General features: G+C 35.4%; 24 protein-coding genes and 2 pseudogenes. 5 read left to right on the forward strand and 21 right to left on the reverse strand.

The annotated features are described in order from the left end of the window. Positions 1-138: 138 nt before the first annotated feature. The 4 genes from V192_RS0114720 to V192_RS0114735 form a co-directional block, all read right to left on the reverse strand. Entirely contained in the window at positions 139-909 is a 771-nt protein-coding gene (locus V192_RS0114720) for an alpha/beta fold hydrolase (RefSeq protein WP_025873016.1), read from the reverse strand. A 111-nt stretch (positions 910-1,020) separates the two neighbouring features. Next, on the reverse strand, positions 1,021-1,938 hold the full coding sequence (locus V192_RS0114725; protein WP_025873018.1) for a hypothetical protein: 918 nt from the start codon (positions 1,936-1,938) through the stop codon (positions 1,021-1,023). Between the two features lie 473 nt (positions 1,939-2,411). Beyond that, positions 2,412-2,597, reverse strand: a complete 186-nt coding sequence (locus V192_RS0114730; RefSeq protein WP_025873020.1) for a hypothetical protein — start codon at positions 2,595-2,597, stop codon at positions 2,412-2,414. A 9-nt stretch (positions 2,598-2,606) separates the two neighbouring features. Beyond that, positions 2,607-2,792 carry a helix-turn-helix domain-containing protein gene (locus V192_RS0114735; protein ID WP_025873022.1) on the reverse strand — a complete coding sequence of 62 codons (186 nt, stop codon included), beginning with the start codon at positions 2,790-2,792 and terminating at the stop codon, positions 2,607-2,609. A gap of 300 nt (positions 2,793-3,092) precedes the next feature. Between V192_RS0114735 and V192_RS20335 the strand changes: the two are divergent. From V192_RS20335 to V192_RS20345, 4 genes and pseudogenes are all read left to right on the forward strand, one after another. Then, a pseudogene (locus V192_RS20335) lies at positions 3,093-3,436 on the forward strand (helix-turn-helix domain-containing protein). Further along, positions 3,433-3,976 (forward strand): annotated as a pseudogene (locus V192_RS20340) (ImmA/IrrE family metallo-endopeptidase). The pseudogenes V192_RS20335 and V192_RS20340 overlap by 4 nt, the downstream one beginning before the upstream one ends. Positions 3,977-3,991: 15 nt before the next feature. Further along, positions 3,992-5,158: a DUF4950 domain-containing protein gene (locus tag V192_RS21325; RefSeq protein WP_025873024.1), complete on the forward strand. Its 1,167-nt coding sequence runs from the start codon at positions 3,992-3,994 to the stop codon at positions 5,156-5,158. A 169-nt stretch (positions 5,159-5,327) separates the two neighbouring features. After that, positions 5,328-6,398 carry a site-specific integrase gene (locus tag V192_RS20345; RefSeq protein ID WP_239644701.1) on the forward strand — a complete coding sequence of 357 codons (1,071 nt, stop codon included), beginning with the start codon at positions 5,328-5,330 and terminating at the stop codon, positions 6,396-6,398. 97 nt (positions 6,399-6,495) lie between these two features. Here the strand turns inward: V192_RS20345 and rpmG are convergent, their stop codons facing one another. The 7 genes from rpmG to V192_RS0114790 all read right to left on the reverse strand — a co-directional run bounded on the left by rpmG (position 6,496) and on the right by V192_RS0114790 (position 15,016). Continuing rightward, a complete protein-coding gene (gene rpmG, locus V192_RS0114760) occupies positions 6,496-6,645 on the reverse strand; it encodes a 50S ribosomal protein L33 (RefSeq protein ID WP_002296119.1) in 150 nt (49 codons plus the stop codon). 126 nt (positions 6,646-6,771) lie between these two features. Continuing rightward, positions 6,772-8,895: a penicillin-binding transpeptidase domain-containing protein gene (locus V192_RS0114765; RefSeq protein ID WP_025873116.1), complete on the reverse strand. Its 2,124-nt coding sequence runs from the start codon at positions 8,893-8,895 to the stop codon at positions 6,772-6,774. 151 nt (positions 8,896-9,046) lie between these two features. Next, positions 9,047-10,987, reverse strand: a complete 1,941-nt coding sequence (gene thrS / locus V192_RS0114770) for a threonine--tRNA ligase (protein WP_025873117.1) — start codon at positions 10,985-10,987, stop codon at positions 9,047-9,049. A 363-nt stretch (positions 10,988-11,350) separates the two neighbouring features. Beyond that, positions 11,351-11,530 (reverse strand): 2-hydroxymuconate tautomerase, encoded by a 180-nt coding sequence (locus V192_RS0114775; protein WP_025873118.1) that lies wholly within the window; start codon positions 11,528-11,530, stop codon positions 11,351-11,353. Positions 11,531-11,588: 58 nt separating this feature from the next. Next, a complete protein-coding gene (locus V192_RS0114780; protein WP_025873119.1) occupies positions 11,589-12,182 on the reverse strand; it encodes a class I SAM-dependent methyltransferase in 594 nt (197 codons plus the stop codon). A 91-nt stretch (positions 12,183-12,273) separates the two neighbouring features. Beyond that, complete coding sequence (locus tag V192_RS0114785; RefSeq protein ID WP_025873120.1) at positions 12,274-13,731, reverse strand: L,D-transpeptidase family protein; 1,458 nt, start codon at positions 13,729-13,731, stop codon at positions 12,274-12,276. 427 nt (positions 13,732-14,158) lie between these two features. Next, positions 14,159-15,016, reverse strand: coding sequence for an aminoglycoside 6-adenylyltransferase (locus V192_RS0114790; protein ID WP_025873121.1), 858 nt, complete (start codon positions 15,014-15,016; stop codon positions 14,159-14,161). A 160-nt stretch (positions 15,017-15,176) separates the two neighbouring features. Here V192_RS0114790 and V192_RS0114795 point away from each other — a divergent pair, with 160 nt between their 5' ends. Next, complete coding sequence (locus tag V192_RS0114795) at positions 15,177-15,758, forward strand: YdcF family protein (RefSeq protein WP_025873122.1); 582 nt, start codon at positions 15,177-15,179, stop codon at positions 15,756-15,758. Positions 15,759-15,975: 217 nt separating this feature from the next. Here the strand turns inward: V192_RS0114795 and V192_RS0114800 are convergent, their stop codons facing one another. The 10 genes from V192_RS0114800 to yhbY all read right to left on the reverse strand — a co-directional run bounded on the left by V192_RS0114800 (position 15,976) and on the right by yhbY (position 25,539). After that, entirely contained in the window at positions 15,976-17,058 is a 1,083-nt protein-coding gene (locus tag V192_RS0114800) for a WxLIP family cell surface protein (protein ID WP_025873123.1), read from the reverse strand. A 133-nt stretch (positions 17,059-17,191) separates the two neighbouring features. Continuing rightward, positions 17,192-17,929 (reverse strand): WxL domain-containing protein, encoded by a 738-nt coding sequence (locus V192_RS0114805; protein ID WP_025873124.1) that lies wholly within the window; start codon positions 17,927-17,929, stop codon positions 17,192-17,194. A 67-nt stretch (positions 17,930-17,996) separates the two neighbouring features. Then, positions 17,997-20,198 carry a hypothetical protein gene (locus V192_RS0114810; protein ID WP_025873125.1) on the reverse strand — a complete coding sequence of 734 codons (2,202 nt, stop codon included), beginning with the start codon at positions 20,196-20,198 and terminating at the stop codon, positions 17,997-17,999. A 533-nt stretch (positions 20,199-20,731) separates the two neighbouring features. Beyond that, positions 20,732-21,451, reverse strand: coding sequence for a YebC/PmpR family DNA-binding transcriptional regulator (locus tag V192_RS0114815; RefSeq protein ID WP_025873126.1), 720 nt, complete (start codon positions 21,449-21,451; stop codon positions 20,732-20,734). Between the two features lie 95 nt (positions 21,452-21,546). Beyond that, complete coding sequence (locus tag V192_RS0114820; protein WP_029948285.1) at positions 21,547-22,716, reverse strand: nucleotidyltransferase; 1,170 nt, start codon at positions 22,714-22,716, stop codon at positions 21,547-21,549. Between the two features lie 112 nt (positions 22,717-22,828). Beyond that, complete coding sequence (locus V192_RS0114825) at positions 22,829-23,566, reverse strand: class I SAM-dependent DNA methyltransferase (protein WP_025873128.1); 738 nt, start codon at positions 23,564-23,566, stop codon at positions 22,829-22,831. A 1-nt stretch (position 23,567) separates the two neighbouring features. Next, on the reverse strand, positions 23,568-23,906 hold the full coding sequence (rsfS, locus tag V192_RS0114830; RefSeq protein WP_025873129.1) for a ribosome silencing factor: 339 nt from the start codon (positions 23,904-23,906) through the stop codon (positions 23,568-23,570). 75 nt (positions 23,907-23,981) lie between these two features. Beyond that, positions 23,982-24,575: a bis(5'-nucleosyl)-tetraphosphatase (symmetrical) YqeK gene (gene yqeK / locus V192_RS0114835; protein WP_025873130.1), complete on the reverse strand. Its 594-nt coding sequence runs from the start codon at positions 24,573-24,575 to the stop codon at positions 23,982-23,984. Next, positions 24,565-25,209, reverse strand: a complete 645-nt coding sequence (locus V192_RS0114840; protein WP_025873131.1) for a nicotinate-nucleotide adenylyltransferase — start codon at positions 25,207-25,209, stop codon at positions 24,565-24,567. Before V192_RS0114840 ends, yqeK begins: the two co-directional genes overlap by 11 nt. Positions 25,210-25,227: 18 nt before the next feature. Further along, positions 25,228-25,539, reverse strand: coding sequence for a ribosome assembly RNA-binding protein YhbY (gene yhbY, locus V192_RS0114845; RefSeq protein ID WP_025873132.1), 312 nt, complete (start codon positions 25,537-25,539; stop codon positions 25,228-25,230). Positions 25,540-25,570: the final 31 nt, after the last annotated feature.

Genomic DNA, 25,570 nt, shown 5'->3' on the forward strand with positions numbered 1-25,570 from the left:
GTGAAAAATTTCAATATCCATGATTCAAATCAAAAAAGTGTCAGAGAGATAACGTTTCATGTTCTCTCTCTGACACTTGAAATTTGACTAGTGGAAAAATTTTCTATTGTGTTATTGCAAAGTTTATCAATAGTGTAGCTAGTCGCTCTCTTTTTTTAATTCCTTTTCAAAAAAATCAGCAACAACATCCATCATCTCCCCTTTAACTAGATGACCTTCACCTTTACCTGTAATAAACTGACTATGTTTAGCATAAGGTTTTCCTTCAATCATTTGATAAAAATTGCTCATGTCTTCATAAGGTATTTTCGGGTCTTCAGTGCCATGCCAAAAAAGAACTGGACGCCCTGCCAACTTCTCAGGCATTTTTGAAAGATCGTAATTCGCCACCCAGCTAAGCAATAAAGGTAGATCCGCTGGCACAAAAAAATCCATCTCAGCAGCACGTTCCATTACACGATCGATATAACGTAGCGGTGCGGGAGTCCCCATCATACAAGCTGCCGCTTTGATTTCTGGATGTTGTGATAATAACGCACAAGTCGTGATCCCACCCATCGAGACACCGCCAACTCCGATTTTACCTGATTCGATCAAAGCTAGTTTTTCAAAATGACGTACTAGTTGAGCAAACTCAATAATATTGTATTGAATACTTGCCCAAAATGTTACAGAAGGTATTGGTGAAATGGGACCTGTCTTTCGTTCACCATGATTCATTGCATCTGGCAACAGAACACGTATCCCTTGTTTCGCTAATTTTCTAGCTTGAGTCAATGACAACTCTTTAGCTGACTGCCAGCCATGGTAATAAACAACTAATGGTAATGGATTATTTTTGGCTTCTTCTGGAACAACTTCCAGTACTGGAATCTTTTTTATATATCGATGTCTGATGCTGACCTTCATTCGATTCACTCCTAAAAAAACAACGCTTATTTACTCAAGTATACACCTTAACTCAAAATTATCATTATTTTTTGATTCCATCCAAAAAAATGCGATTAATAACAAAAACAATCAATTATTTTTCGTTTTTTTTACTATATTACCTCTTTTATGCCTTTTTATAATCACTCTTACACGTAATAATACCAAAACAAATATGAATATCCCTAAAATTAGAGCTAGAATTATTACAAACCAATTTGGCCGTTTTGCTTCCTTCTTAACTACTTTGTGATCTTTTTTAATTGTTTTTAAAGCTTCTGACGGAACAGAATACGTTGTATTTTCCTGATTATCAATATCACATGCATCGGCATAATTCCCTAAACCATCACTGGCTCTAAGATACATTTTCCCTTCAATACCCTCTCGGTTTAACTCAATAATGAACGAACCATTTTTATCTGCGGTCCCTTCTTGATAATGATATTCATCGTTATCAGTATAGAACAGCTCAATTTGATAAGTATTCTTAGAGGACGGCATTTTTATCTCGCCAGATACCGTTGCATTTTCTTTATTATAATGAACCTTTGAAAAGAAGATCGTTGGCTTATCACTGCTAACTAAATAAGGAACATTTTTGTAATGATACACAACGTCCTCTTCAGATGTAAAGCATAAATCCGTTGAATAAATCCCAATTTTATCTGTTTTTACTGGATTTTTTTCATAGTACATATCTTTGATTTTGATCTTATCTCGATAGAAAATCGTTTCGATAAAACCACTATAGACATTCGTTGGTCCATTCAACACAAATCCTGAAAAACTCATATAAGGACGTTCATCAAAAGGGAACGCTAAATGAATCTCATTTTTTTTCTTTTTAAGACTTGTGGTTTTCCCATCCAAGATTTCCTTACGAGCATAGCGGCTTGTCAAATCATTTGCCGCATCAAAATTGGATTCACCACTGGCATCTTCTCCATAACAAATAATAGGTGAACATAAAAACAACAGACCCATGAACCATATAAGCTTTTTCATAGTAAAACTCCTTTAACAACCTTGTAACAAAATAGTAACATAAATGACATCTTTTGGACATCTTAATAAAACATTTTAAAATTTCTTAATATTTAAACATAAAATAACTATCGATGCTTTATAAAGTATAAATTAATTATTGCATAAAGAAAAGATTATTTTTTTGCTTTTGCAGTAACTTTGCTTCCAGTCAAATAAAAAAAGCTTTGAACCTTTACAAGAAGGATTCAAAGCTTTAATGTGTTGCTTATTTTGTTTCACGATGTAAATTCAAATATAGGTGCCGTGTGGGGAAACTAAGGTATAACAATACTTTCTAATTGGAAATAGTAACCAAAATAATACAATTATAGTTCTATAGAATTCCTCAACGGATTCAAAACTACATCAAAATATAAATCAAATCTTGGGTAAGTGTAATGAGATTGTAATACATGTATGTGCTCTCCACTAAAAAGGAGAGCTATTTTTATTTAATTAAAGAACCCTCTACCCCACGTTGTATCGACCTGTCCATCATCAGGAGCAACAGCAACATAGCGACGTTTGCCACTATCAGCAACGTAACTGATCCAAGCAGCTTTAAATTCCTCCACTGCAATTTCATAAATGAAACTTCTAAGAGACTTCTCGTCTTCCTCCGTCAAAATTACTTTCATTGTTTACACCTACTTAATGTTCAAGATTTCTTTAATCGTTCGGATATGTTCCTGAGCTTTCTCACCATCTCGTTTACCATTCAAAATATCTGAAAGATAAACTGGTGTGATACCTACCATTTCAGCTAGTTGATAATGTTTCATTTTCCGTTTTCTCAATTCGTTTCTAATCTGTAAATCTAAGTTTTCACTCATCTTCTACCCTCCTATAATTATTTGTAAGCTAATAAATTAGCTAATTTCATAAAATTCGTTGACAGTTTCTATATAATAATATAGAATATATCCATAGCTAAATAAGACTTTTAAAAGCCTACAAATTAACATTTCACACGTTCCCAACGATTTAATGTATTTGTTTTAAGGTTTTGTTTGTCAAATAATTAGCTAATAAATTAGCTTACGAGAAGAGTATATTATATAATTATATAGATTCCAAACATTTTTCTGCCATAATTATATAGAATCCTTTTTTAAGCATTCGGGATGGTTGATATGACAACATTTGAACGCGTAAAAAATTGGCTGATGGTCAACGAATTTCTATTTTAGAATTAGAATCTCGTTTAGGTTTTGGAAAAAATTCTTTGTATAGATGGAAAACAAGCTACCCTGCTTCTGACAAATTACAAAAAGTTGCTGATTATTTCAATGTTTCAACTGATTATCTTTTGGGAAGAACTGACAATCCTAATATTGATAACAGTGAACCAGAAGATGAGTTTGCTACGTTCTTCCGAATCAATACAGAAGGACTTTCAGATGATGATAAAGCAAAGTTGCAAGAAGAGCTTAAAGAGTATTTTGAATTCATGAAAAATAGATTAAAGAATAAATGATTGGAAGACTGCTTGTGGATATAGACTATGATACTTATTTTGAATATCACGACCAAAGTTACATCATTATTGAAAAAATTGCATACTACTATGGGATGGAATTAAAAGATTTACGATGGAAACATTTTAGAGATTATGCCATTGATGGTAGAAGGAAGACAACGATTTTCTATATTACATGAATTGGGACACTATTATTTTGATATGGATAAATCTAAATCTACTCAAGGTTTTTCTGATTTATTAGATGGTAATGGATATTCAGAAGAAGATTGACCTAAAGAAAATCGTGCTAATGTTTTTGCATCGTTAACACTAATTAATGATGAAGCTTTAAAGGATTGTTTCCGTAATAAAATGAGCTTTGTTCAAATCTGTGAGGAATTCGAAATTAGTCATTCTGCTTTATATGTTCGGCTATATGATTTCTTGACAAAGTTATTCATGTTAAATTCTAGTCTAGCTAGACAAGTAGTCAACCAATATCGTTATTCTGGATCTATTGATAAGATTTATTTTTATATTAAGATGAGTTTATAAATTAGGAGGGATTTTATGAAAAAAGTACTAGCAGTTATAATCATGTTATTTGTTATATCGGGTTGCAAAGATCAGGTGTCTACAAAAGATTTAAAAGCGAATGACTGGAGAATTGAAGCGAAAAATGATGATCCAGCTATGATTTTAAACTTTACTGATAAAAAAGTTAGCTTTAAATTAGATACTAGTTCTATTAAATCAAGTGCATCTAATGAATGGGAACAATATGGTGAGGAAATCGGAAAAGATATAATCAATCAAATAAATTTTGATGCTGATTACACATTAAAAAATAATGTAATGACATGGGAAAAAAATTCTGATAAAACAAAGTACACCATAAAAAAAGATAAGAAAGATTTAATACTAATTCCTGATAAATCAAATAGCAATGACAACAAAGAAAAATTAATTCTTAAACCTTATAACAAAAAAAATATTTCTAAACCCAAGAAAAAAACGAAAAAGGAAAAAACTAAAACATCAGCTTCATCAAAAAACAAAGAGATTACCACAACCAGCACTACAGAATTACACAAGGTCTCTCTTTCAAATTTCATAGGAGGTTGGGGTGTACCTAATTCTGGTAACCTATTTTTTATAAATTCGGATGGAACATATTCTAGTAGTACTGCAACAAACTCATCTTTGGGTGATATTTCATTTTCGTCTTATCCTGACGGACGACTTGTGATGAATACTAATCTTGGCGAGTTAGTTAAAGAATTGGATGGTTCACTTTCTGTAAATAGTCAAAACTATCAATATCTTGGTAATTTAACCATGGATCAGTTTTTAGCACAGAAGTCTGTTGTAGATTCATCACCTCATGAGTCTACCCCATCACAAACAAGCCAAGAACAATATTCTGTTGAAAATCAACAACCTCAATCCTCTGGTACTTCGGAAACTAGAATCAAAATCGAAGAAATAGAAGGTTACTTTAAACAACAAAAAGAGGCTATCATTTCTAAAAAGAGAAATCAAATTGCTCAGTGGAAAGCAAATGGTGAAATTGATTGGACAGATGAAACAATTGACACCAGTATGTATAATTTCACTACGTATTTAGGATATCCATATGAATTTACTCAAAAAGTTAATGAACTAACAATCCAAGATATTAAAAATTCTATAGATGATCAGTTCCAACAAGCTTACGACACTATGATACAAAAATAATGCAACAATTCACCATTGAAAGGAGTGATGCCAAAGTCATTAATCTCATTGCTTGCCCAAGTAAAAGGAGAACAAAATGGCAACTTTTAAACAATATACAAAGAAAAATGGAAACAAATTATGGATGTTTTCAACTTATCTGAAAACGGACTATGTCACAGGAAAATAAATCAATGCTACTCGTGGAGGATTTAAAACTAAAAAAGAAGCTCAGGCTGCTTTAAATCAATTATTACTTAATCCAGATGGTACTATTCAACAAAGCGTTACAACGCTTGAGGAAGTTTATTATTTATGGTTTGAAGTCTATAAAACAACAGTCAAAGAAACAACCTATATGCAAACTGATAATAGAATGAAAAAATATGTATTACCTACTTTTGGTGCTATCAAACTTGAAAGATTAGATTTGAAGACAGCACAAAAGATGGTGAATGATCGGTCTATAAAATTCGGGATGTATACTAAGCTTTTATTATATGTTAGTAAGGTTTGTGACCATGCTATCATGTTAGATATAATTGATTCTAATCCCTTTAAGAAAGTAACTAAACCCAAACAGATTACTTTTAAGAAACACTCTCTTAAATATTATTCAAAAGAACAATTAGAGTTATTCATGAGGATTGTTGATCGAAGGGTTTCACTAGTAAGTGATCAAGCATTGATTCAAAAATACTATGCTGAATTTGATGCAGCCATATTCCGATTACTAGCCTATACTGGTATGAGGATTGGTGAAGCTTTAGCTTTAAATTGGGATGATATTAGTTTTGAAGATAAAACAGTTGATATCAATAAAAATCTATCTCAAACCAAAGGCTCTTACGTCGTTTCTACGACCAAAACAAGAAGCTCCAATAGAATTATCACATTAGATAACAAGACACTGTATACGTTAAAAAAATGGCGTTTGAGACAACGTGAATTACTATTAGCTAATGATGTAACTCAGATAAATTTTATATTTACAGGTTATGTAGGTGAAATGGTTTATCGTACAGATGTTTATCAGCAATCAAAACGTTTAGCAGATAAAGCTGGTCTCCATAATATTGGTTGTCATGGATTCCGGCACACTCATGCTACTATCTTATTTGAAGCTGGGATAAGTCCTAAAGAAATCCAGAATAGACTTGGTCACTCTGATATATCCATGACCTTAGATATCTACACTCATTTAAGTAAGAAAATGGAGCAGTCAACGGTTGATAAGTTAATGAAGTACATGGAAAATTAACCAATCTACATCAAAATATAAATCAATGAAATTTTTAGACAAATAAAAAAAGCTCAATCCCTTACGCAACAAGGGGTTGAGCTTAAAAATAAATTTCTTATTTTGTTTCACGATGTAAAGTAACTTTTCTTTCACGTGGGCAATATTTTTGCTTTTCCAAACGATCAGGATTGTTACGTTTATTTTTGCTTGTTAGGTAGTTACGTTCTTTACAAGAAGTACATTCTAAAGTAATGTTTACGCGCATGTGATTTCCCTCCTATATCTAAATTCATATTTCTAAGATATTTCTTAGCCTCAAATATCATATCATGTTTATTCAGGAATTTCTACCCTTTTAGCGAAATTCGTAAAGGAAAACTACTTTACAAATTTATTGGGCCTTATATTCAGCATAGGCATTGACGATCGCTGTAACCATTGATTGGTTTGGTCTAGTACTTTCACTGGTTAAGTGAGGCAACACGACACTCACAGCGATCTCAGGGTCATTATAAGGTGCATAAGCTACTACGTTACTGTTAACCGTAACGTGCTCCCCTACATTGGTTTCAGCTGTACCGGTTTTAGCCGCAATATCAAGTGCTGCGCCTTGCATATATTTCCCTGTCGTAAAGACGCCATTTCCGTGTACAACATTGTAGAATCCATTTTGAATGATTTGCATCTGCTCTGGTGTGATGTCAACTTTATTCAATGCTTCTGGTTTCTTTTCTTCTTTTAACTCACCAAGTGAGCCATCTGACTTGTTATCATAAATTCCTTCAACAACATGTGGGGCAAAACGAGTACCTCCATTTGCTACAGTCGAAACGTATTGAGCAAGTTGCATCGCTGTATACGTATCGTACTGACCAAAGGATAAATCCAGTAAATGACCTGGCATCGGTGCTCTATCAGGATCATCAAAAGCTTTATTTGTAAAGCCTGTTTCTTCACCTGGTAAATCGATTCCTGTTGAAACACCCATACCATACTCACCAAAAGTTTTACGCAAAACATTAAATAAGGTTGGATCCCCCGTGTTGTAAGGCAGTTGCATATTATATTGATAATCTGTTTTCATCATTTTTAATACTAATTTCATCATGTAAGCATTAGATGAATATTCTAACGCTTGTTCTGCGCTAAGAGGCATTTGATTTCCTATAATTTGATTATTAAAAACAGATGCTTTCTTTTCACTTCCATAAATTTGAATCGGCTCATCAATCAACACATCGTTCCCCGTAATAACGCCTTGTTCATAACCTGCTGAAATCGTGGCTCCTTTTACTACCGAACCAGGTTCAAAAGCTTTATTGATCGTAGCTAGTGGGTTAGATGTCAACTCATTTGTAGCTGGATCACGATCTAACGCAACCATTGCCATCACTGCACCTGTTTTAGGATTCATGACAACAACATAGGCACCATCTGAATAAGCAGCATTTCCTGTTGCCAATAATTGTTGATACTGTGCTCGAACAACTTCTTCGATTTTCGCTTGAAAAGCCATGTCGATCGTTAATTTTAGATTTTCACCTTTTTTACCTTCTGATACAGGTGTTTTAGTCACAATTTTTCCGTTGCTATCCAAAGTTACTTCTGAGATTGCTTTTTTTCCCTGTAGTACGTCTTCATATTGTTTTTCCAAATAGCTCGTCCCAACACGATCGTTTAGTTCATATCCTTTAGCGATATACTCATCCGCTTCTTCTGCTGGTAATCCAGCTTTTTGTGAAGATACTTTCCCTAAAATCCCCTTAAGATCCGTCTCATTAGGGTATTCTCGATCCCAATCCATCCCAGTTGAAACGCCAGCGATTTCTGAAGTATGCTCTCCAATTATCGCAATTTCATCCTGAGTAACTCCTTCATTTTTGATAAAAGCAGTATTCAATTCCCCAACAGAGTTCATTCGTTTAAAAATAGTGGCTGCCTGTAAGGTGTGCTCATCAAAGTTGATTTCCTCTGGCGTGACTTTTTCCACCGTTTTAGCATATAAGGTTCCTTCATCGGTGATTTTATTGCCTTTTTCATCTACTTTATCTGCATCTGTTAACCGTTTTTGTGCTGATTTTAAATTTTCCGAGTCCGCTAACCAGAAATCCTTTTTATCACGTTCGGTTAATTCATCTGCTGGTACATGGATCAGGTCATTGACTTTATTTGCGATCGATATCATATCTTTAGTCTGAACCTTTTTGCCACGTGTGTAAGTAATCGCTAAATTCGCTTTGTTGCCAACAAGTAAATTACCTTTTGCATCATAAATCTGGCCCCTTGGTGCACTGTTTTTGATCTTTAACGTTGAGTTTTCCTCAACCTTTTGCGCATACTGCTGTCCTTCGGCAATCTGTAAATAGCCTAAGCGAACGATCAAAGCCACGAATAAACCAAAAATTACAAAAAACAACAAATTCAATCGAAATGGAATATGTGATTTCTTACTTTTTTGTGTCATTGGTTCTTCACTGTCATTTTTTAATTTATCTAAAAAGCTCATTTTTTTCATTTGATTATTAATCCTCCATATGAGAAAATTCTCGCTTCTCTATTGTAACGAAAAAATGCAAAAAAAAATAGAGGGAATCCTCTTACTAAGAAAATATTTAATTTTTATTCTAAAAAATAGACAAAGCACGAATGCTCTGTCTATTTTGCTATTATCTTCTACTATAGTTCGCTACATCAGCGACCATACTGTCGACAAAGATATTTAAATCGATGACTTCTGTTTCTTTGCTGCCATAACGGCGGATATTAACAGTTGCGTCATCCATCTCTTTATCCCCAACCACGATTTGATACGGGATTTTTTGTGTTTGAGACGCACGGATCTTGTAACCCATCTTCTCATTACGATCGTCTACCTCTATGCGTAAACCTTGTTCTTGCAGACGTTTTTTCACTTCATATGCATAATCTGAATGAGCGTCAACTGATACTGGAATAATTGTCGCTTGGATCGGTGCCAACCAAGTTGGGAAAGCGCCTTTGTATACTTCAGTTAAGTAAGCAACAAAACGTTCCATAGTCGAAACGATTCCTCTGTGGATAACCAACGGACGGTGTGTATTTTCCCCATCTTCACCGACGTAAGTCAGATCAAAACGTTCAGGTAATAGTGCGTCGATTTGAATTGTAGAGAGTGTTTCTTCCATTCCTAAAGCTGTTTTTACTTGAACATCAAGCTTAGGTCCGTAAAAGGCTGCTTCACCTTCTGCTTCAAAATAATCAATGCCTGCTTCATCTGCCGCTTCTTTGATCATTGTTTGAGATCTTTCCCACATTGCATCATCGTCAAAGTATTTCTCTTTGTTGTTCGGATCTCTTAAGCTTAAACGGAAACGATAATCCGTCACATCAAAATCAGCGTAAACTTCAACCATTAATTTCAGTGTACGTAAGAATTCTTCTTTGATTTGATCTGGACGAACAAATGTATGTCCATCATTCAATGTCATTTCCCGCACACGTTGTAATCCAGATAAAGCGCCAGATTTTTCATAACGGTGCATCATACCAAGTTCAGCGATTCTAATCGGTAATTCACGGTAGCTGTGGATATCATTTTTATATACCATCATATGATGTGGACAGTTCATTGGACGAAGGACTAACATTTCGCCATCTCCCATATCCATTGGTGGGAACATGTCTTCATGATAGTGGTCCCAGTGACCAGATCTCTTATAAAACTCAACGTTGGCCATGATTGGTGTATACACATGTTGATACCCTAAGCTGATTTCTTTATCTGTGATATAACGCTCGATTGTACGACGAATTGTTGCACCTTTAGGTAACCAGAATGGTAATCCTGAACCAACATCTGGGTTAAGCATAAATAAATCAAGCTCTTTCCCTAATTTACGGTGATCACGTTCTTTGGCTTCTTCGCGCATTTTGATAAATTCTTTTAAATCTTTTTTATCGAAAAAGGCCGTTCCGTAAATACGTTGCATCATTTGGTTGTTAGAATTTCCTCTCCAATACGCACCAGCTACTGATAATAATTGGAATACTTGAATACGACCAGTTGAAGGAACATGAACACCACGACACAAATCAACGAAATCGCCTTGATCATAAACGGTGATCACTTCATCTTCTGGAAGTTCTGAAATCAATTCAACTTTGTAAGGATCATCTGCAAATAATTCTAGCGCTTCGCTCTTAGAAACAACTTTACGAACGATTGGGTTGTTTTCTTTAACGATTTTCATCATTTCTGCTTCAATCGCTGGTAAATCTTCTGCTGTTATTGGATTTTCACCATTATCAGTATCATAGTAAAAACCAGAATCAATAGCTGGACCAACACCGAATTTGATTTTTGGGAATAAACGACGTAAGGCATTAGCCATTAAGTGAGCCGATGAATGACGTAAAATACTTAGTGCATCCTCGTGGTCTGGTGTCACGATTTCGATCGTTCCATCTTCTTCGATCGGACGATCTAAATCTATTAACGTGCCATTGAATTTCCCTGCTAATGCTTTTTTAGCTAAACTGTTACTGATACTTTTAGCGATGTCTAATGTTGACGAACCAGCCTCAAATTCTTTGACTGCGCCATCTGGAAAAGTAATCTTGATTGACATTTTTGTTTCCTCCTTTAGTATATTATGATTGAAAAAACCTTCTACTTGCTTGTAGATGGCGATTCACAACAAAAAGTCCCAGCATCCGATATTAAATCAGATACTAGGACGAAAAGTTCGTGGTTCCACCTATTTTTAAACACAGCAAACAGCTATGTTCCTCAAGCGTGTTAACGGTACGGCCGCCTTTGTTTCGACAAAGGTTGGAAAAAGTGGTCATTCCTTGTGCAGGTCTGGAAAATTTTCAGCCAAGATTTTCCTCTCTAAAAGACTGCTTGCAAGTTCAGTTGTCTTTCTCATCAATCATTTATGTGTTAATTTAAACACTTCTTCAAATAAAAAGCAAGCATTTCTTAAAAATGATTACTTTTTCCATTGACCACCTTGAGCATAACGATCTTTTTTCATCTCATTTACAATAACGTGGATGTTCTCTTGTGGGGCTCCAGTATTTTTTGAGACTACTTCTGTGATTTCTTTGACCATAGTTGTTAGCTGCTCCTCACTGCGTCCTTCAACAAGTTCAACATGAATAAATGGCATAATAGTTCCTCCGTTCATTTTTTATACTTCAATAATACCACTTTTTTTAACGATCTATTTATTTTTCAGCATTCAAAATAAACATTGACGCATCTTGATTCATAAATATATTCTGACCGTGATAAAAAGTTCTACTAGAGACTGATTTAAATCCGATTTTTTCAAGTTGTTTTTTTAACTCAAGCTGAGAAAAACCATTATGAACTTTCTCATGATTGATGTTTTCATTTTTATCAAAATCGACAACTAAAATATGTCCTTTGGAATTTAATGCTCGATATAATGACTTCAAACTATCAAGTGTATCAGGAACATGTAAGAGCACTAAAGAGACAATGATCAGGTCAGCTTTTATATTCAGCGTCTCTTCGTTAGCAAAACTCCCCACTACTGTTTTTACATTTGTTCGATTCATTTGCGCAATTTTTTGGTCAACAACGTGGATCATTTCTTTAGATGGATCGACAAATAGCATTTCCTTAAATTCATCTGAAATTTGTAAACCAATCAATCCTGTGCCACAACCATAATCTAGGGCAGTTTTACCTGTTGTATCGCCTAGCTCTGTCTTGATTTCTTTTGTAATAATATTTGCTAGCTCTAGTTGTTTTGGTGAATCATAACGTTGCGCGATTTGATCAAAAACATTCATCGTTTGTTTCCTCCTTGCAGCATTGTTTCATTCCTATTATTTATTTTGCATTATTAAAAAAGAAGCCCCTCGGGACTTCTTTCGTTACGTTTTAAGCTGGTTCACCGTAATCCACTGGTTTGTCAAATTCTCCCGGTGCATCATCGTAGATATGTCCGTAGATAATAACAGGCATTCCTGCATAAGCCCCATTGAAAATTTGCGCAACTGCGGCACCTGGTGTATTGATACAGCCGTTACTACCAAAGTTTGTTTTATAGGCTTCTTTGTTTCCGAAATACTCCGCTTTGTAATCAGCATCATGAATTCCGATTTGTGTTACCACGCCGCCAAAACTCTTCAATGGCATCCAATATTTTACTGGTACGCTATAACTTGAACCATCTAGCATTTCGCCTTCCAGTTTTGTATCTGTGTCTTTATATAGAATAGTATGGAAGCCTGGAACAGTTGCAGTTCCTTTATTATAGCGACCTGTAATTACATCCGTTTCAACTACTTTGGCACCATCTTTAAAGAAATACATTTTTTGATCATTTAAATCGATTTCTACATAGTCTTTGTCAACTGTGGAAGATTGAGTTACGTCACCATCAATCGGTACTGTGATCTCTTCTGTATCCTTATCACTATTCAGTGCTTGAACAAGCAAATCTCTTGTTTGAGGCATATTGATATCCCAACCGTAGCTACCATTGTTTTTATACTTAGTTGTCACACCATGAACATTTTTAAAAATGATTGGTTTAAAAATCGAACCATACGCTTGATTGGTTTGCTCTACCCAAGCATAGACTTTATTTGAGTCAACATCTCCATTTGCATCCATAAATGACTGTAATTCTTCTCTTGTAAGAGTTAGTTTTTCGCCATTGATATTTAATGTGATTGTTTTATTTTCTTTTTTAGACAATTTTGTTAGTTTTTCCTGCAATCCCTTATCATCTTTAGTAACTGCTGGTTTTTGGTAAAACTCTTTTACGTCATAGACATAATTTCCTTTATTTTCGTCAACATCTTTCAAGACTTGATTCATCAAAGCCTCTTTATCCACTGCAGTCCCAGTTTGTTCTGCTAGGATTTGATACTTACCATCAACTTTTTCGATTCGAGCGTCTTGACTTGGCGTTCCTTCTTCAAAGGTCAGCTCATTCAATTTATTTTTCAACTCAGTTTTGTAATCTTCATTGATCGGTAATTTAATAGAACGGTCCCCAATATTTTGTTTCAAATATTCTTCTGTGATTTGGTATTTTTCAGGTAACTCTATTTTTTCTTCTTTGTCATTTACTTTAATAACAACAGCTTCAGCTTTATTCAGCTCTTCTAGCTTCTTTTTGGCATCTTTTGCGTTTAATAAACTGATATCAATACCATTGGCTTTTGCTGTGATGAAAAAATGTGATTGGAAATAGACAAGCCCACCAGTAAATACCAATGCTAAGCAAATCAACAGACCAACTACAGGAACTAACCATTTCTTTTTCTTCTTATTTAGAGGCGCCTTCGTATTTTTTGCCGAGCGACTAACTGATTCTTCATTTTCCATTGAGCTATCTTCCTTTTTTATGATTTATATGTTTCTTTTGATGCAACACTTTTTTCTGTCTATAGAAATTAAATAATGGAAGCAACTCTTCCTACAATTGTTTTGACTTTGTCTACTTATTCCTACATAGAATCGACAATTTAAGGTTAGTTTAGTCAAATTCGCTTTATTGTTCAATTAATTTGCTTACATATGAGAAAAAAATCATGTTTTGTATGTATAAATGCTGGAATTCTATTTTTTCCGATAAACAGGCATCAAGCGTGATCAAAATTTAATACAGTGTACCTACTATTCTATCATACATGCATAAGAGGAAAAAAGCCCATTTAGCAATATATTTTATTAAATTCTTATTTATTTACAATAAAAGCTATTACACAACCTAATTTTCACTTGCTGTCAAAAAAAAGAGCTAAAAATACACTTATTTTGACGATTTAAAATAAAATGCTGTCGAATAGCCTATAACCTTCTCAGCTGTTTTTTGGTCATATACTAAATTGTTTTTTTCTGAAAACTGCTGAGCATAATAATCAAACTGCTTTTGTAAAGAAAGTAGTGCAGACCAACCTGCGGCAATACTAGAAACGTCCATGGTTTTTAACAGTACTTCATACTCTACGTTCGTCAAATAATTCGGTAAGTACTTATAGTTTTTCCCAACACTAAAATCGTACCCATTATCAGCACCTGCTCGCCAGGAGAGCAAACGTAAAAGTTCTTTTTGACAATGCTCATTCAGATGATCTGCTGCATAAAACAATTCATTACGCCATAAACCTTTCACTACATACGTACTGACCCACCAAAATTCATTACAGCAATCTGAAAATTCAGCTTGACTAGGACGTTTGATCCAATATTCCTGATCCGTTGCTTCTGCCTGATCAGGTAATAATTGTTCTTTATCCAATAAAACCTTGGCTAAACGATCTCCTTCATGCCAACAATCCGCCTGCTCTTTAGGACAAAGAGTCAAATCAATTCGGTTACCATCTTCAAATAACATTAAATAAGTAAAGCGTCCATTGTTCGTTGGTGGAAATAATTCCATTGCTTCTGGTGTCTGCATAATTAAACGCGCTCCAAATTGATCGATCCACGATGGATCACAAAGAAAAGATTCAACAGACTCCACAATATAGACAATATCATAATCCTGAAATAAATCTTTAGGAGCCTTTTTATTTGCCCGCGAGCCATTCATCCCAACAGCCAAAACTCTAGGATCATTTACTGCTGAATCTAAAATCAAACGAAACATCTCTTGCTCACTTCTCATACCCTTCCCTCATTTCTTCCTCTTGTACATAGAGTATAGTACAAGCTACTACACTTTGTTATACTTTCTCTTAAAATCGTTAAAAAAACTTTAAAAAAGAAAATACTGCCCCCATATCTTTTAATTATCTACTACACTAGATAAGAAAGGTTGTGGAGTTATGAAATGGGTGAAACGAATCATGTTTATCATTATAGGGTTAGCTTTTATGTATGCGGCGCTTGTTCTTTTCTTGATTTTAAGCGGAACCAAAGAACAGCCAACTACGACACCTGATACGGTCCTTATTTTAGGGGCTCAAGTTAGAGGTTCTTCAAAAGATAATGCATATCCAAGTACTGTTTTAAAAGAACGTTTGGATGCAGCAATTCCTTATTTAAAAAAATATCCAAATACAACGGTCATCGTTTGCGGGGGACAAGGGAATGATGAACCAGATAGCGAAGCTAATGTGATGGCAGAATATTTAAGAGTCAATGGTATTTCACAAAAACAAATTCTGATCGAAGATACATCTACCCGTACAAAAGAAAATATTCTAAATGCTCAAAAGAAACAAAAATTAGGCAATACAGTTCTCGTTACAAGTGATTTTCATATGTATCGTTCGAAATTATTAGCAAAACGATTAGGGATTTCTGAAGTCAGTGGATTACCTTCTGTTTCTAAATCTTCTGCTGTATTTAAAACCTATGTCAGAGAGATCTGTGCGTTGGGCTACGGTTTACTTTTTGACCATTGATCGATTTCTTCAAAAAAAGACCCGCCCTTTGGGGAAGGGCGGGAAAGGAGTTAAAAATGAAAAAGTGTTTTGTTAGGGTTGTTGTTGGTATATTTATATAATAGTAGAAAATTGTGAAGAAAATATGATGTAAATTCTTTTATTTTATTAATTTTCTATTTAAAATCATCGATATTTTTCACTATCTAATCAAAATAATTCAGTATGGATAAACTAGCTACTCTTTAGGTTTATCCATGCTCTTTTGTAGTTCCTCGTATTTTTCTTGTTGCCTCTTTTGTTCTTTTTTCATTTTTTGATTGAAATAATAAATAATTCCTAAGATCACAGCTAAAATCCCTGCACTTATCCCTACAATAAGCATCCATGGAAGCTGCGCTTTCTGATCTGGTGGTAGATTGATTGCCGTTGCATTGTATTTTTTAGCCTCTTTTTCCTTTATTTTAAATGTTTCTTCCCAAGTCCAATCTTTGTAGCCATCATTGGCTTTGATTTTAAGCGTATAATGACCTGCAACAAAAGGCTGATCTTTTAAATCGATTTTATAATTAAAATTCGTATTTGGGGCCATTGTTAATGATTCTTGATAATTCTCATAACGTGGTTTTGCTTCATCTTCATAGTAAAGTTTTGCATCCATCAGCAACGTTTTAATCATTGCTGATTCTTTATTTTGAATGTTCATAATGACTGCGTTATTTCCGTTTATTTGTGTAGTCTCGACCTTGTTCAAGGCCAATTCGGGTTTGACTTCTTTATCTGTCTCACTTAATAAAACACCAACAACATATGAAAAACGATTACCAACTGCTAAAGCCCCCTGACTTTTTTCTTTTTTATCCTCTTTCTGTTCAAAATAAAGACCTCCTAAAACATACCCATCAAAAGAATCTTTAGGGACATCTATCACACATTCAACTATCTTATTTGATTTTTTTGGTAAAACAATTTCTTTAGGTACCTTTGCAATTTCGCTAAATGTAATAACAGCTGATGAATCTTTTTTCGTATTCTTATAAGAATAATCAACAATCCCATTATCATTCGTTATTGCCGAATTTGCCGAAGCAAAAACAGTAACCGCGTCTTCCGTTTCATTGGTCAGCGCTACGCTAATCGTCTGTGACTTTCCAGGTTCTACTCTTAAATCAAAATAACTAATTTCCTTACTCCGTTGATTTTCTGGTAAGATCGCTTTAACACTAAAATCGATTTCACTAGCATGACTGATCGTGCCGATAGTCGTTGAGAATAATATAAAAATAATAGCATATAAACATGTAGATAGCTTTTCTCTCATCACTAAAACTCCTTTTTCACTCCTTATAATGATACTGAAAAGAACACTATTTAGTAACGATAGGTTCTTTTCAGTATAGTAGACATCTGCTCCCGTTATTTATAGTTGGAAAATCAAAAACTTTAGCTAGCTATTATAATGGGCTGTCATTCAATGTCCAGGTAAGTGTAGTTTTATACTGATCATTGGTAACTTTTGTCGTCGTATTAGGTACAGTTAATTTGACTCCTTGGGCAGCTCCAGCTCCTGATCCAAATGCAAGTGTCCAAGTCCCCATTCCGGTAGACAATGCTGCAGTTGCTACTGGAGAAGATGATGCACCCGTAGGATCTAAGGTGACAGGTACTGTTACAGGTGCTAATGCGAGTAGTTCGGTAGAATTAGGCGTTGCGGCTACCAAACTCATCTGAGCATTTGTCAACACAGCTGGTGTGCTATCGGATGTTTGGAATTGACCATTTTGCTTTACAGTTAATTTCCAGCCAAGATTCAAGCCGCGTTTATCGGTTACTTGAGCGTAGTTAGGGACACTGATCAATGTAGAAAGTGAGTTTTGAACTTGGTCCAATTGAGCATAATACGTTGCATTTACTGTTTGAATCACCTTAGTTCCAAAATGAAAATTAGAGACATAATCCAAACTTAGTGGCCCACCGGTTCCTGGTTGATGTGGATCGCCTGGATTCGGAGTAACAGGTGACGTTGGGTCCGTTGGATTAACAGGTGGTGTTATCGTTGTATCTTGAGAAAAGCTAATATCTGCATTTGATGTTAACGAACCTACAGCTACTGCTTCTCCAATTATTCCTCCAACAAAGCTAAACGAAGTAAATACAGCAAGCAGTGATAACGAGCCTAGAATCTTTTTCATTTTTACTTCCTTCTTTCTTTTTCAATTTATTTTAACTTCCTATTTTTTTTAAGAAGCTAAGTCAAAATTATAAAGGAGCATCTGATAAAATCCATTGCAATTGTGCTGTGTAGGACTCATTGACATTGATATTTGCACTAGGAGTAAGATTTAGGAACACACCATTTTGCTGATTCCACGAAATGACAACATTATTATTATCCGGCGAAGTATAAGCATACGCCTCCGAGGCAATCGCAGTTATGGTATTATCTTGACCATTTTTTCGATAAACAAATGCTTGATCGATCGTTTTATTGGTCGTTGTAGATTTCATTGGCTGATTTTCTCTAACAAACAAATGCCACTGACTCTTCGTCACTCGACCATCTGCCACGATCAAAGAAGTATTCACTATACTTGGACTATAGGTTGTTGTTTTCGTTGGTACAGGTATACTTTTAAAAGAGATTTGAGTAGGAGATTGAACAAATCGTAACGTTCCGTCTGCTACTTGAATTGAATTTGCATTATTTTTGAGAGGTATTGCTGTTCCACCACCATCAGCCCCTCCCACAATACTTGAAAAAGGCAACGTTTGTCCTGTCATATTTTGAGCTACGACACCCGTATATTGCAAGGTATAACTTGTATTTGCTTGTGTAAAATTATTTACTGCCAGTGGATTTTGATAATACCAGTACTGCATATTTAAAGTTGAATCTGTTAGAAGCTGTGTGCCTGATACAGGTGTTTGTACGCCTGTGCTAGACGTTCGAATCAACGTTACTGGGCTTACCTGTGTTAGCCCATTTGGCACATAAGCTTTTAACATTTGCTGTCCCCATGTTGCCGGTTGATTTGTCAAAGTTGTCGTCAATGTATAACGAACAGTTTGTCCTGTCACAATAGACGGTGCAGCTTCCCAGTTTCCCTGCGCATTCAGCCTTTCAATTTTTTGTACAACTGAAATAGCTGGTGCTAAATAAGGGACTGTTTGTGTATACCCTGCACTCGTTACTAAAACAGCACCCGTTCTGTTACTTAATCCTTGGACCGACAAACTAATTGTTTCTCCACCATTAAACATGGGCAAATTAGAAAATTGAAAACTGCCATTTCCATTTAGCGGAGCTGTATATACGGTTCCTCCATTTATTTGCAAAGCCACTTGATAAGTCCCTGCATTTGTTTGCACGGCAGTTCCTAAAAGCTGTGTAGTTCCTGGTGTTACCGAACTGGTAGTCACAGGCTGAATTGGCCAACTGACAGCTTGCGGAGCGGAAACTGGACTTTGAATATAATTGCTTGTTGTTTTTGATTGGGCAATGATAAGTGCTGTAACACTATCTCCATACTGTAAAGCTGAAGCTAAAGCTGTGTTGAAATTTCCAGAAGCATCGACTGGTATACTACTAATAATTATTGGTGCCGAAGTCCCATCTGAACGGGTAATCGTCAACTGAACAGTATAATTATACCCACTATTTTGTACCTGTTGAATCTTTCCACTCACGGATGTTTGTAAATTCAACAGTGGACTATTTAAGACCGGTGCTGTAACATTTGGAACACTTGTCCCAATCGACATAGAAGGTAAAGCGATTACACCTGACTGTGAAATATTTCCTATAGTTAAGTTTATAATATTCAACCCATCTGTTGATGAACCAAAAACCCCTTTAATAGGGTAATTTACACCATTACTTGCTGGTGGGATCGTGATGCCATTTTGATATAAAGCTGCAACGTCAAAATTGAAACTAACGGCCCAACGACTAAGTCCTAATAAACTGACAAGATTAGTCGGGAATGTAACGTAAACTGAATTATAAGTACTACTATAAGCCAATGTAAATCCACGATTTGTATCATGAATATTGTAAGAAGCATTTCCAATCAACGGGGCAGGAAACGTTACTGTACCTCCAAGTAGTGATAAAAAGCTCTGTTGTTTTGTCGTACTACCATTAATTTGATTAGCTATTTCAGGCGGCAATTGGAGCATAATTACAGGTTGTCCGCCAAGGGATAAATCTAGTGTAGGCGTATAAGTGTAGGTCATTGTGATAATCGATTGTCCAGTACTGCCAGTTACATACGTTCCACCAAGTGATCCTGAACCTACCGTAACCAAACGTTCTTGGATATCCTTTGTCATTTCAGATTGTTCATTTTCTTCGGGTGGTTCACTCACTACTTCGTCTTCTGCAAAAGACTGTTGCATACCGATTTGTAGAACGCACAACATCAATCCTACTAAAGATAGAAATAACCATTTACGTTTCACACGAACGCCTCCCCATTAACAAGTGATTATAGCAATATATTTGATTTTCGATCGCTTGAAATAATGCAAAAATATAATTTAAAAAATATTTTATGTAAAAAAAGAATAAAAGTCTTGCTTCGTTACCCTGATTTTATACTGCTACTATAATAAAGTAAAATATTTGAGATCACTATTTTTATATTATTAACTCGAAAAAACTAGTTTAAAAATGAAACCCACAACAGTTCTCGCTTAAAGATATCATTTTGAATTATTCTCTTTGTAAAATTATGTTCGTTTCCTTACTAACCATAAAAAACTGTCTTCTCGTAAATCAATTAAACTTAAAGAGTTCAGCCTTAGCCAACTCCATTTTCTCAAAAATTTCATTAAAATGCTAAATATTTGAGAATTAAAGAGAAAAGTGCTATTATACTATTGTTCTTAGTTTTTTCATATTGTGTTTCCCTTCATATAGTGTGTGTATGAAGGGTTTATTTTTGTACTTAGATAAAAAAAGAACCCTTAGCTATAAGGATTCTTAGACTTTATTATTCACCTAAATCAACGTTATGATAAACCTTTTGAACGTCATCAAGATCTTCTAAAACATCAATCATCTGTTCAAATTTTTCCAAATCTTCTCCAGTTAATTCTACATCATTTTGTGCAATCATTTCTAATTCCGCTACTGAAAATTCTTCAATTCCTTTTGCTTTTAGCGCTTCTTGCACTGCATGTAAATCTTCTGGTTCTGTGTAGACAATAATTTGGCCTTCTTCTTCTGTAACATCACGTACATCGATGTCTTTTTCCATCAAATATTCGAGAATTTCATCAGCATCATCGCCTGCAAATCCAATCACACCTGTATGATCGAACATATACGCTACAGCGCCACTGACACCCATATTTCCACCATTTTTACCAAAAGCAGCACGGACATCTGACGCTGTACGATTTACGTTATTTGTCAAAGCATCAACAATGACCATTGAGCCATTTGGTCCGAATCCTTCATAACGTAATTCAGAGTATTGTTCATCGCCTGAACCCTTAGCTTTTTCGATTGCTCGGTCAATGATATGTTTTGGTACATTATATGTTTTTGCGCGCTCGATAACAAACCGTAATTTCTGATTTGCTTGAGGGTCAGGATCACCCGATTTCGCTGCTACGTAAATTTCAATTCCGAACTTTGCATAAACTCGGCTGTTATTTGCGTCTTTGGCAGCTTTTTTCTCTTTAATATTTGCCCACTTACGACCCATATTCTCACTTCGCTTTCATTCATTATTATTTTTTTGTTTCTAACACCTTATCCATTATACTTGGCAAACCCACTTTTGTTAAGTGTTTTTTGCTTTTACGAGCTACGAATTGGAAAACGACCAAAACTTTGTTCTAAAATACTAGGATGACCTAACTGATAGAGTTGGTTACTGCGGATATCTAAAGCCAACTGAGCATTTAGATTTTTGGATACTTTTGTAATCAGAGGCAACTCTAGATTCTTTTTTTCAGCTCGTAAAAAGCCTTGTCCTTGTTCTGTAAAACCCAATACTTGTAAATGAGTGTCCTTCCAAGAATTTATTATTTCTTCTTGTTTGACATTATTTAAAATGTACGTTGCTAATCTTTGCAGCCGTGTCCAAGTATAACGTTTTGTTTTTGCTTGCTCTATAAACTTTTGAAAAGAATCTGAAGCTCTGGCTGCTTCTTGTAACCGATATTCGATTCCTTCTTTCATTTGGTAAATCCCTTGTAATTCTGTAATCGAACTGCTGATTAATTTATATTTTAATAACGGCCAATAGTCTTCCCATGAAACAGTCGGCGAGGTCGTCAAATCCGTTGCTACTTTTTCTGGCAATACTTGCTTGATTTGAGCTAATTCATCAGAGAAAACAGCTTTTCTAATTGCAGTAGCACTGGCAAAATCTTGATATATGTTAGTATCGTGAAATCCAGCTTGCTCTCGCTTTAAAGGATATAACTTCATCGGCTCTTCATAATTCGCATTCTCTTTCGCATAGCTTAATCCCAATATATGATTAGGCGAAGAAAAATCTAACCCACTACTTGGATAAAGTGCGCGAAAAACTTCTGTCATTTGCTGTGGATAACTCATACCGTTATTTTTGATTGTTTGATACTGTTGATTGATTTCAGTCTGATGTTTTTTCACGAAATCTCCAAATAGTTCATAATCCATCCCTGATTGATTATCCGTACCGAAACATAAAGCTTCACAATGCAAAGCATGTAGCAATTTAACACCACCTGCAGCAAAATAATCAGCAGATTGTACAGCATAAGCAAAAGGTAACTCGATCACTAAATCGACCCCATGAGCCAATGCTTCACTTGCTCGTGTCCACTTGTCGATAATAGCAGGTTCTCCTCTTTGTAAGAAATTCCCGCTCATTACAGCAATCACAACCTCTGCTCCACTCATTTCTCGCGCCATTTTTGCATGGTACTGGTGTCCGTTATGAAATGGATTATATTCAACAATAATGCCGCAGCTCTTCATCTTTATCTCCTTCATCTAGAACATTTCTTTTGGGTTCCATCATACCACGTTTAATTTGGTACTGGAACAAAATAAAAATGAGCGGCCAATTTTGCGCCACTCATTTCCTTGATTATTTTTTACAAACAAAAAACCAGCGTTTGCTTTCTTCTGTTGGTGCTTCATCTGTAAAATCAGCATAGGCTGTAACGTCCATAAAACCAGCGCTTTCCAGCATCATCAAATAGTTTTCCATTGTATAGGTACGTTCTTGATGCAGTTCATCCTGTCGAATAAATGCTTCATCATTTCCATGTTCCTTCACAAAAAAAGTTAGAAAATGTTCAATACTGTGTTCTTTTTCTCCAGGATAGCTATCCCACAAAAAGGCAAATTCTTCTGTTTGGTAATGATAACTATACTCTGGAAATACCTTGTCTACTTGATAAATAGAGTGAACATCAAAGATAAAGACACCTTCCTCTTCCAAAGCCAGATAAACATCATCAAACACTTGTTGGACCTCTTGACGATTTGCCATATAACAAAGTGAATCAGAAAAGCAAGTAATGGCGTGATATTGACCCATTTCAGATAAGTCCATCATATTCCCTTGAACAAACTGAACATGAACCTCTTCTTCCGCGGCTCGTTTGCTAGCCATCATCAACATTTCTTCGGATAAATCCAAAGCCGTTACTGTAAAACCAGCTTTAGCAAAATTCACAGCTAAAGCACCTGTTCCACAAGCCATTTCTAAGACATCTTTTTTGCCTTCAGGTAAGTGACGTTTAGAAAATGCCAACCACTGATCGTACAGGCTATCATCCATTACTTCGTCATATACAAAAGCAAATGTTTCATAAGCCATACTATTCGACCCAAGCGTGAAGATCGACCATTGGCGCATCTGACCAAAGCTTCTCTAAGTTGTAAAAGCCACGTTCTGCTGATTGGAAGACATGAACAATAAGATCGCCTAAATCGATCAATACCCATTTACCGCCATCTTTTCCTTCAATTCGTTTCACTTCTACATCTGCTTCTTCTTCTTTTTCGATAATTTCTTCCACAATGGCATTGATTTGACGTTCACTTGTTGCTTGACAAATCATAAAGTAATCTGCTAAAAGTGAGATTTCATGCACATCTAAAGCGACAATTTCCTCTGCTCTTTTTGAATCAGCTGCTTTTACAGCGATTTCTAAAATCTGTTGACTATCTATGATGGTTTCCTCCCATTATTTAATAAAAATTTTTTGTTTTTCTGTCTGTGCCAAACGAGCTTAATCAGTTTTTCCTACTACCCAATAATTATATGTCTCAATTGTTTTGGGATAGATTTTTTGTTCTTGTTCAATAAGGTGCAGCAATGTATGTTTTGTTTCATAGGCGACGGCTCCGTCTAAATCTACTAAAGCAATTTCACGGGCCTCTTTTACTCCTGGAAAGTTACGTCCTGGTTCAATATAGTCTGCAACATAAATAATTTTATCCAGCAAACTCATCTTAGCAGCACCTGTGGTATGGAGTCGAATTGCCTCTAAAATCTCTTCATCATCGATTCCTAGTTCTCTTTGAACCATGCTGGCCCCAACAAGTCCGTGCCAAATCGCATTGCCATAATTTAGTAGATCCTGATCATACCCATCACGCTGGATGATCATTTTAAATTCTTCATCTGGACGTTCTTTGGCATAATCGTGGGTCAATGCTGCAATACTCGCCTTTTCCTCAGAAGCTCCATATTTAGCTGCTAAGGCTACAGCCATTTCTTCCACACCTAAAACATGTTGAAAACGGCGTTCACTCATATGCATTTGAACTTCTTGCATCAATGCTTCGCGTTTAAGCGTTGTATATTTTCCGCTAAAATCCATCTACATACAGCCCCTTCTCTTCTATATAGTGTATCACACTATCCGGTAGTAAGTAGCGTGTAGAACAACCATTTTTAATTTTTTCTCTGATCAGAGTTGAACTAATATCCATTTGAGGAACATCTACCCACATGATTGGATACGGCGTAATCGTACCATAATGCGGGCGACGGATACCGACAAAATTGATCAACGTCAACAACTCATCGATTTTATACCACTTTGGTAAGTATTCTACCATGTCTCCGCCAATGATAAAATAATAATCTGTGTCAGGATTATTTTGTGTTAAAGCTTTCATCGTGTCATAGGTGTAACTTTTTCCTTTTCGGAACAACTCGATAGGCTCAACCGCTAAATTACGATTGTCCGAAACGGCAAGTTCCAACATGGCTAATCGATGTTTACTATCGATCGTCTTTTTTTCATCTACATGAGGCGGTAAATAAGTAGGCATCAAATAGACTTTGTCCAACCCAAGTTGCTGTTGCACTTGGTCAGCCATTACTAAATGTGCCAAATGAACCGGATTAAAATTCCCGCCTAAAATTCCTACCTGTTTACGCTTTTGAAAAAGCTCTGCTTCTTCTACAAGTACTTCTGCTTTTAATGCTGCATTCGTATTTGTCCCCATTTTTCTTACCTCCAAGTTTTAAATTGCTTTAACTTCTTTAGAGATCTTTTGATATTTTTCGTTGGATGATGGTTTGAATAACACTAAAACACGACCGATGATCTGAACGATATCACAATGAATATCTGCTTTCAAGGCAGCTGCGACATCTTCAGCGATCTCATCAGTATTTTGTAGTAGAGTAACTTTGATCAATTCACGCTTTTCTAAGGCTTCATTGATTTGTACCACCATCGCAGAATTCAAACCACCTTTGCCAATTTGAAAAATCGGTTGCAAATGGTGCGCTTGACTACGTAAAAAACGCTTTTGTTTTCCTCTTAAATCCACTAATTTTCCTTCTCTCTGTTATCACTTATAA

This window comes from Enterococcus crotali (genome assembly GCF_000633635.1).
Lineage (GTDB): Bacteria > Bacillota > Bacilli > Lactobacillales > Enterococcaceae > Enterococcus_L > Enterococcus_L crotali.